This is a genomic window from Bacteroidia bacterium (assembly GCA_016218155.1).
In the GTDB taxonomy this organism is placed as follows: domain Bacteria; phylum Bacteroidota; class Bacteroidia; order Bacteroidales; family GWA2-32-17; genus GWA2-32-17.
Genome location: JACREQ010000062.1, coordinates 1 through 1,244, shown reverse-complemented (window position 1 = coordinate 1,244; position 1,244 = coordinate 1). Strand labels below are relative to the sequence as shown.

General features: G+C 34.2%; 1 protein-coding gene. It reads left to right on the top strand.

Annotated elements, in window-relative coordinates:
- The first annotated feature begins 122 nt into the window (after nucleotides 1–122).
- Nucleotides 123–1,112, top strand: coding sequence for a hypothetical protein (locus tag HY951_11910; GenBank protein MBI5540759.1), 990 nt, complete (start codon nucleotides 123–125; stop codon nucleotides 1,110–1,112).
- Nucleotides 1,113–1,244 lie beyond the last annotated feature (132 nt).

Below are 1,244 nucleotides of genomic sequence, written 5' to 3'. Positions count from 1 at the left end.
TTAAAATTTCGACTTTTTTATATCACAAAAAGCTCAAAAAACATTATTTTTGAAAAAATAGAATTTTTGGTAGCATCTCCTTGAAAAAATTGGAACTAAATTTAAAAAATCAGGTCGCATTCATGAGCAGACCCTATTTATACTTTTCAATTGTTGATCTCTCATATAATAATGGACTTGGTAAGGTTACAACAAAAAACAGTTTGCTATATAATACAAATGAAGTAGCAGAAAAATTAATAGCTGTAAGACATGCTAATGGTAGAGACTGGTGGTTAATTTTTCATCAAAGAAACACAGATGTTTTTGTTAAATATTTAATTCTTAATGATGTTATTTTAGGTCCTTTTACACAAGTTATCGGATCAGCATATACTTCTTCATTTGGCGGTGATATGGGTGAAATGGTGGCAAGCGCTGATGGTGATAAAATAGTAGCAACTAACCTTTGGGGTGTGATAGACTTGTTTGATTTCGACCGATGTACTGGAACATTAAGCAATTGGGTTGATTTAGGGTATAACCATTTTATTAACTATTCCGGTTGTGCCTTTTCTCCAAAAGGGAACCGACTATATATTACCCAGGCAGATAGTTTATTTCAATTTGATTTAACTGCTACCTCAATTGTAAACAGCAGGCAAACAATTTGGGTAAACCCTTATCCGAACGACCATGATATATGCCAAATGCAATTAGGACCAGATGGTAAAATATATATAGCAAATGTTTCAGGAACCAGTTTCCCAAATACTATTTTCGACACAATTAATATGAACCTGAGTGTTATTAACGAACCAAACGGTTTAGGTACTGCATGTTATTTTCAACCAAACAGTTTTTATCTTGGAGGGCGAAGGAGCTATGCCGGCTTACCGAATATGCCAAATTATAATTTAGGGGCATTGGAGGGCAGTCCGTGTGATACGATTACGCAGGTTGAAAGTATAAAGATAAAAGATAAAAGTGGAGAAGCGCTGGTTTTTCCGAATCCTGCACGGGAATTTTTAACAGTGAGCACACAAAACAGCATACAGGGCGCAAGCATTAGCATTAGCGATTTATTCGGAGTTGTGGTTTATGAGGAATGCGTGCAGCAAAACACCAATTAGGGTTTGCTCATTAAAATGATAACGACCTGAAAGTTATTAACATAACACATGTTTTTATTAACAATTTAATCCATAAGTGCATGGAAATATTATATTTGCTTTAAAAATACATGCACTATGATCACATATAAT

Coding starts and splice junctions, on each gene's coding strand:
- HY951_11910 (MBI5540759.1), top strand. CDS start 123: ATGAGCAGACCCTATTTATACTTTTCAATTGTTGATCTCTCATATAAT.